The organism is Flavobacterium salmonis, assembly GCF_903819435.1.
GTDB lineage: Bacteria > Bacteroidota > Bacteroidia > Flavobacteriales > Flavobacteriaceae > Flavobacterium > Flavobacterium chungangense.
Genome location: NZ_CAIJDP010000089.1, coordinates 340552 through 348741 on the forward strand (window position 1 = coordinate 340552; position 8190 = coordinate 348741).

Sequence of the window (8190 nt, forward strand, 5' to 3'; positions counted from 1 at the left end):
ATAAAACAAAATCTTACAGACTTAATAAAAACTTAGAAAGATTATCCTCCTGAGACAGATTTAACTTCTTTCTTAGACGATATCTGTGTAGTTCAACACCTCTGAATGATATGTTCATTAGCGGTGCAATTTCTTTAGAAGAAAGATTCATTTTTAGATAAATACATAACTTAATATCCTTAGGAGTCAGGTTTGGGAATTTCTTCGAAAGATTAATGATAAATTCATTATGGATCTGATTCAAATTGGTTTCAAAGATTTCCCATTCATGTTTATTGACTTCATTGATCTTAATTGCTTTTTTAATTTCACTTTTCAGTTTATTAAAATCTTTTTCAGAATCCAGAATACTCTGAATATTTTCAATCATTTCACTTTGTTTGGCAATAGATAATGATTTTCCGGCAACTTCAGATGATTTAGTTTGCAGTTCGAGTTCCAGAATGTGTTTCTCGTATTCCTGAATATTGAGTTCGTTTTCGGCCTTTAATTCCATTTCCAGAATTTTCCTTTGATGTCTTTCTTCTTCTGCCTGCAATTCCAGTTTTTGCATATAGCGAAATTTATTCCACTTATAATAAAAAAACAAAACTGTCCCTACTAATAAGAGATATAATAAAATCATCCAAACAGAAAAATACCAGGGCTCGGCTACTTTAAAATAGAAATTACAGACCTTATCATAATTGGCTCCGTCATGTTTATAAACGACAATGGTATGATTACCACTACTTAGATTATTCAGTACAATTAAGCCATCGGAAATGGGTACAAAATCATTACTTTTATTGATTTTATAAAATAAATTAGGCTTACTGGCTCCGTAAATTCCTGATATTACATTGATTCTTAATTCGGTATTGTATTTAATTTTAGAATCATCGGGAAGCAGTATTCCGTTATTAAATGCTTCAATTTTAACATGTGTATTTTGCTTATTTTCATATTTAAGCTGAAGAGAAATAAATCCGTCATCCAGATTCAGTAAATAGTGATTCTGAGTTTTAAAAATCCTTAAATTGTCATTTATGAGTTTTCCTTTGTAATATTTTTCCTGAATAATATTCCAGACAAATTTATTTTCGACAGCATAAATATGGTACAAAATACCTTCCTGAAGTACCATAAAATGATTTTCATCAATTGCTACTACATCTGTTATATTTTTAAAATTAGTATTAAACAATTCATTTTCTTCCAATTTATTGGTAATTGAATTATAGGTAAACCATGAATTATCAATTAGAAACAAAATTTCATTTCTAAATTCAAAAATCTTAACCCCAAAATCATTTTGTATTTTACTCTGCTGGGTGATATTTTCAACCTTTTTAGTCTGATAATCATCACTATACACAACACGATATAAACCACGATAATTATCTGCAGCAAAAATTTCATTTTTTTTATTTTGAGCTACATATTTTATAGGCTTTGAAATATCTTTAATTTTTTTATAATCACTTAATTTTGAAATATCATCATATGCCAAAATCCCACTATAAGTAGATTGAAAACAAGTATTGTTAATACTGCTTTTTGATAAATTCCAGCCACCGCTAATATTATTTGTTTTAACTAAAGAACCATTTTCATAGCAAAAAGTTCCGTCATTATGTCCAATGATGTATTTATTTTCAATTTTAGTAATATTCCAGGCCTGTCCTTGTGTATTGGGCATCATTTTGAATTTACCTGAATCAAATTCAAAAACACCATGATTTGAAGCAATTAAATATCCTTTATTGGTGGTTGCAACGGAATATACCGAACCTAAAATTCCTGAATTGTCATAAAAAATAGATATGGGTGAATTCACTTCAACGTGTGCTATACCGTTATCCAGACCAAGCCATAAATCATTTTCTTTATCAAAGCCAATACAGAGAACTGAGTTGTTCATCAACACATTATTTCGGTCTATATTTTTGTATGTCTCTGAATTAAAATCATAAATATAAACTCCTTTGTTTCCGGTTCCGATAACTAATTTGTTATTTTTAATAAACCTCGCGACATTGATTCCGTTTACTTTTAATGTTTCGTTTAAAGGATTATTCCAGGCAATCAAACCTGATTTTTCTACAATAAAAATCCCTTTCTTTTGGGTAAAAATATAAGTTTTGCCTTTGTGTTTTTCGATTGCATGAACGACTGTGTTCTTTAAAATATTCCAGCCTTTTGGATTTGCAATTCGGGAACCATCCATTCTAAAAAGTCCTTTATCGACAGAAGCAACAAAAAGCTCTTTATCCACCACAAAACAGTACGATATTAAAAATGGAAATTTGATTTTTTTAATATGTTTTCCATCATAAATAAAAACATCATTAAAGGATTGAAAATATAACGAACCGTTATATCTGAATATTTTCCAAATTTCCTCATTGTCTTTTTCAGCAAATAAGCGTAGTTTTTTGGTAATTGAAACATAATGCATTTTACCTTCTTTTCTGTACCAATAACCAAATTCCTTATAAGAACCTGAATAGATTTTATCTCCATCAATCATAATGGAACGGATGATTGTTTTGTTTGGTAAAGTATATTTTTCCCATATTACGCCATCATATCGTAGTAAGTAATGATTGTTGGCAAAATACATGGCGTTATCTTTTCCCTGAACGACATTCCAGATCTGATTGTCACCCTGATAATTGGACTTACTATAATTTTCTACAAAGGGAAGTAATTCTTGCGATTGAATTTGAGAGGTAATGAAAAAGAAGAAAAATAATTTTAAGAGTATCGATTTCAAAGTATTCGGATTTAAACTCAAATATACTGACAAATATTTAATTTAGAAAGATGATACTTTTTACGACAAGTATTAATATAAAAAATTTAAAGGATCAAACTTTTTGAGATTTGGCAAAGGTGTAATTTTTTCTATTGTTGTATTATTCTCAATTATTTTATCTGTTTCATACGCTTTTTTTATTTCTATCATTTTTCCCGTTGAAAGATTATAATCAACAGTTAGAAAGTATCCGGGATTGGCACTATTAAAATGTATACCTATCAACTCAAATTGATTTTTCTGAAATCTAAATTTATGTGTAAATGTTCCTCGTATTAAACTTTGATTAAAAATTAATATTCCTTTTTTTATTTCAATACTTTCTAACAAACATATAGTTATGTTATCTTCTCCGGGAAATTTAGCAACTACTGCCGTTTCTGAACTTAAGACAGTACGATAGCTTTTATCTTTTCCCTGAAATTTAATTTCTAACAAAAATGGATTATGCTTGTCTTTATTATCTTCTTTTACAAGTACTAAATCATCTAAACCATCTTTATTTAAATCTCCATATACCTCAAAAACTACGTGATTATAGTTTTGACAAAAAGAATTACTTGATAAAAATCCAAAAATAAATAAAATATAAATTTTGAATAATTGATTCATAAAATTAGAATTTAATTCTCCAATAAATGATAAACCTGATTGGCAATTTCAAATTCCTCATCAGTTGGAACTACCAAAATTTTCACTTTAGAATCCGGACTGTTTATAGCTCTGTTTTCCTTAGATCGCATTTGGTTTTTATCTTCATCCAGCTTGAGTCCAAAATAGCTCATATCAGTACAAACCAGTTTTCGCATGTAGGATGAGTTTTCACCTATTCCGGCTGTAAAAACAATCGCATCTAAACCATTTAGAGCAGCCGTATAGGATCCAATAAATTTTTTGATGCGATAGGCATTCATATACAAAGCCAGTTCACATTCCTTATTTCCTTTTTCAGCCTGTGCTTCAATATCACGAAGATCACTATAACCGGTAAGTCCAAGCATTCCGCTTTGTTTTTGCAGAATGTTATTTATTTCTTCCAAAGAATATCCTAATGAATTTTGCATATAAAAAATAACCGACTGATCAACATCACCTGCTCTGGTACCCATTATCAGACCATTTGTAGGACCAAATCCAAAAGAATGGTCAATACTTTTACCATCTTTAACAGCCGTCATACTACAGCCGTTTCCTAAATGAATCGTAATTATATTTTGAAATGGTTTATTATGTTCTCTTAAAAATTCAATTGCTTTTTCAGATACATATTTATGACTTGTACCGTGAAAACCATAAACGCGAATTCTGCTTTCTGTTAACAATTTATTCGGAATTGCAAATTTATACGCTACTTCGGGTATGGTTTGATGAAAAGCAGTATCGAAAACAGCAATTTGAACGGCAGAATTAAAAATTTCTTCAGCTACATTAATTCCTTCTAAATTTGCAGGATTGTGCAATGGAGCCAGGTCAAAAAGCTGTTTGATTTTTGCTTTTACTTTTTCGTCGATTTTTACGGTTTCTGTAAAAGTACTTCCGCCATGAACCACACGGTGTCCTACAGCATCGATTTCAGAAGTCGATTTAATAACTCCTTTTTGATCATCCAACAGCATATTGGCTACTTTTTGCAGACCTATTTTGTGAGTCGCAATCGGTATGGTTTCTTCATATGAATTTGATGAAGCCTTAAAAGTAACATTCGAACTTTCTAAACCAATTCTGTCAATCATTCCGGTACAAATTACTTCGTTTTCCGGCATAAACATTAATTGATACTTTATTGATGAACTTCCTGAGTTTATTATTAATATTTTCATTTTTTTAATTCTATTTCTATTTGTTGCTAAACGAAAAAACCGAATAACATTTTACTTCTAACTTTTAACTTCAATTACAATCCCTGTGCCTGAATCGCCGTAATAACAACCGTATTTATAATATCATCAACGGTACAGCCACGGCTCAAATCGTTTACAGGTTTGTTTAAACCTTGTAACATTGGTCCGATTGCCAAAGCTCCGGTTTCACGCTGAACGGCTTTGTAAGTATTATTACCTGTATTTAAATCCGGAAAAATAAGCACACTCGCCTGCCCTGCAACTTCAGAATCCGGCATTTTACTTTTTCCTACGGCACGATCTACAGCAGCATCGTACTGAATTGGCCCTTCTATCTTTAAATCAGGTCGTTTTTGTTTTACGATTTCGGTCGCAGTACGAACTTTTTCCACTTCATCCCCTTTTCCTGATGAACCGGAAGAATAGGAAAGCATCGCTATTTTTGGTTCAATCCCGAAAGCTGAACTTGAATCTGCTGATGAAATAGCAATTTCCGCCAATTGTTCCGCAGTTGGATTTGGGTTAATCGCACAATCTCCAAAAACAGAAACACGATCTTCTAAGCACATAAAAAATACCGATGAAACTACAGATGAATTAGGTTTGGTTTTAATGAATTGCAATGCCGGTAAAATCGTATGCTGTGTCGTATGTGCGGCTCCTGAAACCATTCCGTCAGCGTGACCTTTATAAACCATCATTGTTCCGAAATACGAAACATCCTCCATTAAATCCCTTGCCATTGTGATGCTTACATTTTTCGCCTTTCGAAGCTCATAATAGGTATTGGCATACTCTTCATAAAACTCAGATTCTATTGGATTGATAATATTAACTTTAGAAAAATCAAACGAAATTCCGAGTTCTGTCACTTTATTTTCAATTTGTCTTTTATCTCCAATAATCGAAATATCGACTACATCCATATCTAATAATCTTGAAGCAGCAATGATAATCCTATCATCATTTCCTTCAGGTAAAACAACATGTTTGCGATGCTGTTTAGCTCTTTTAACCATATTGTACTGAAACATTTTCGGCGTCATTCCTTCAGGTACAAAAGTGATTAATCTCTCAGATAAGGCATCATTATCAACATATTTTTCGAATGTTGTAATTGAGGTTTCAATTTTGTGGGTGTTATTGGCATAAATTTCAGATCGAATTGCACCTATTTTATTTGTAATATGATACGTTCCGCCGTCAACAGCAATAATCGGAACAATGGCAGAGAGTCCTTCAATCAACTTTAAAATACTTTCTTCCGGAAGAATATTCCCAGTCAGGATAATACCTGAAACAGTTGGATAATTAGCCGATTCATTTGCCTGCAAAGCACCTAAAATAATATCCGAACGATCTCCCGGAGTAATTACCAAAGCATTATCATGAAGGTGAACAAGATAATTGTGCAGCTGCATGGCTCCAACACTAAAATGTCCAATTTCATTATTGAGGTAATTTTCTCCAAATAAAACCTTTGCATCAAGTTCATTAACGATTTCCTGCATGGTCGGATTATTTAAACTCGAAATTAGCGGAATCGTATTGATCAGAACATTGTCTGGTAAGGTTTTCTTAAGACTTTTAGTTACCAGTTCAATATTTTCCGGCTGGACTTTGTTGGCAAAAACAGATAAGACTTCGACTTCTTTTACTTTGAAAGAATCATAAACCAGATACAGACTATCCAATAGTTCCTCTAATGTTTTACCAACTCCTGAACCAATAATTATAGTTGGAATTCCGAGGTTTTTAGCAATCAAAACATTCAGATCCAATTCAATTGAAGTTCCTTCGCCCGTGAAACTCGTTCCTTCTACCAAAACAAAATCAAAACGTTCTTCAAGTTTTTTATACTTTTCTATAATTAAATCTAAAACCTCCCCTATTTTGCCTTTATTTTTCTTCTTGATTAATTTACTCTTGGTAATGGCGTAAGCATCTTCAAACTTAATCTCAAGGTTAAAATACGAAAGAACCGTTTCGATATGATTGTCTAATTCTCCATCTATAAAATCTTCTACAATTGGCCTGAAATAACCCACCTTGGCTGTTTTACCTATCAGAATGCTCATTAAACCGAGTGTAATAATAGATTTTCCGCTGTTCTGATCGCTTGTGGCAATATATATCGCTTTACTCATAATTTATATTTTGAAACTAAATACTATATTCTAAATCGTAATTTAAAAAACTAAAACCACCGTCTTTTTTTGAAATAAATAATAAGGGCTATAACCAATAGAAACATGACTATCATAACAATAAAGTAGCCGTTTCTGGTATGTAATTCGGGCATATTATCAAAGTTCATTCCGTATACTCCAACAATAAAAGTAAGCGGAATAAAAACTGCCGAAATAATTGTCAGCGTTTTCATTATTTCATTCATTTTCCTGCTTTGTTCTGAAAAATAAAAATTTGAAGCACTTTCTAAAGAACTCATATCTGAATCGATTTGCTCCAAAAGTTCCAGACTTTTTTGATGCAGCCTCACAAAGAAATTAAATGTCTCTTTTTGAATAAGGGAGTTTGTATCATCGTCTTTGATCGTTTTCAAATAATACAAAGAATCCCGAAGCGGCACAATTGCACGCTTTAAAAAGTTAAAATTATCACGGTGATTTTCAATCTTTTCCAGAATAATCGGATCAGCTCCTTTTTTGGTCAAATCAATTAATTCTTCAATATTATCTTCTTCATCTTCAATTGTAATATAAAAGTTTTCCATTACCGCATCCAACAATAAATAAAGCAGATAATCTACTTTTTTAGTCCTTACAATTCCAGCATGTGTGCGAATGCGTTCCCGGATATGTGTAAAGAAGTCACTTCGCTTTTCCTGAAACGAAATCAGGATTCCGTCTTTTAAAATAAAACTAAGCTGCTCTACTTTAAGTCCGTCTGAATATTCTGAAGGTAAAAGTGATTTAATATTGAAAAATAAAACATCCTGCTGTTCTTCCAGCTTTGTTCTTTTTGTTGTGTTTAAAATATCAGCAAGTAAAAAGTCGTCCAGCTTAAAATGATCCCCGATTGTTTTAATGAGATCAATATTGTTTAATCCGTGAATATTGAGCCAATTATTTTTGGTATAATCAAAACAGGAATTTAACGCTAACACAGTAAACTTTTCATATTCAACAACATCAGCATCATTATATACAAAAAGCTGCATTTCTGATTCGTGATCTTTATGAGCCCCTGTATACTCTAAGGTGGTATGCTGTAGCTTGCGGCCTTCTTTGTATTTTATCTTACGCATCAAAAATTATTTATTATAGTAATATTACAAAAAAGAATTTGAAAAGGAAATGACAATTATCATTTTGTAGTGACTTGCAGACATAAAAAAACCGAGTCATTTCTAACTCGGTTTACATTGGATTATATGGACAATATTTATTTTTAATTTAAAAGTCTATCATTTTTTTGTAAAAGCTTGTTTGGAGTTGCTACCTTTGAGTGGAGACATATTTAAAAAAATAGATTTAAATTTGTTTTATCATGAAAAGAGTATTTGACGAATCATTCAAGAAGATGGCA

At 31.5% G+C, this 8190-nt stretch carries 5 protein-coding genes; all 5 read right to left on the minus strand.

Annotation, left to right across the window (positions count from 1 at the left end; translation table 11 throughout):
* Positions 1-13: 13 nt before the first annotated feature.
* The 5 genes from FLACHUCJ7_RS23565 to corA all read right to left on the minus strand — a co-directional run bounded on the left by FLACHUCJ7_RS23565 (position 14) and on the right by corA (position 7909).
* Positions 14-2758 carry a helix-turn-helix and ligand-binding sensor domain-containing protein gene (locus tag FLACHUCJ7_RS23565; protein ID WP_180910756.1) on the minus strand — a complete coding sequence of 915 codons (2745 nt, stop codon included), beginning with the start codon at positions 2756-2758 and terminating at the stop codon, positions 14-16.
* A 72-nt stretch (positions 2759-2830) separates the two neighbouring features.
* On the minus strand, positions 2831-3412 hold the full coding sequence (locus FLACHUCJ7_RS23570; protein ID WP_078229909.1) for a hypothetical protein: 582 nt from the start codon (positions 3410-3412) through the stop codon (positions 2831-2833).
* An 11-nt stretch (positions 3413-3423) separates the two neighbouring features.
* On the minus strand, positions 3424-4620 hold the full coding sequence (locus FLACHUCJ7_RS23575) for an acetate/propionate family kinase (protein ID WP_180910757.1): 1197 nt from the start codon (positions 4618-4620) through the stop codon (positions 3424-3426).
* Positions 4621-4694: 74 nt separating this feature from the next.
* Positions 4695-6788: a phosphate acetyltransferase gene (gene pta, locus FLACHUCJ7_RS23580; protein ID WP_078229907.1), complete on the minus strand. Its 2094-nt coding sequence runs from the start codon at positions 6786-6788 to the stop codon at positions 4695-4697.
* 50 nt (positions 6789-6838) lie between these two features.
* Positions 6839-7909, minus strand: coding sequence for a magnesium/cobalt transporter CorA (gene corA, locus FLACHUCJ7_RS23585; protein WP_078229906.1), 1071 nt, complete (start codon positions 7907-7909; stop codon positions 6839-6841).
* Positions 7910-8190 lie beyond the last annotated feature (281 nt).

Excerpts from the sequence above, each read along its gene's own strand:
- FLACHUCJ7_RS23570 (WP_078229909.1), bottom strand. The coding sequence starts at position 3,412 with ATGAATCAATTATTCAAAATTTATATTTTATTTATTTTTGGATTTTTA.
- FLACHUCJ7_RS23575 (WP_180910757.1), bottom strand. The coding sequence starts at position 4,620 with ATGAAAATATTAATAATAAACTCAGGAAGTTCATCAATAAAGTATCAA.
- pta (WP_078229907.1), bottom strand. The coding sequence starts at position 6,788 with ATGAGTAAAGCGATATATATTGCCACAAGCGATCAGAACAGCGGAAAA.
- corA (WP_078229906.1), bottom strand. The coding sequence starts at position 7,909 with ATGCGTAAGATAAAATACAAAGAAGGCCGCAAGCTACAGCATACCACC.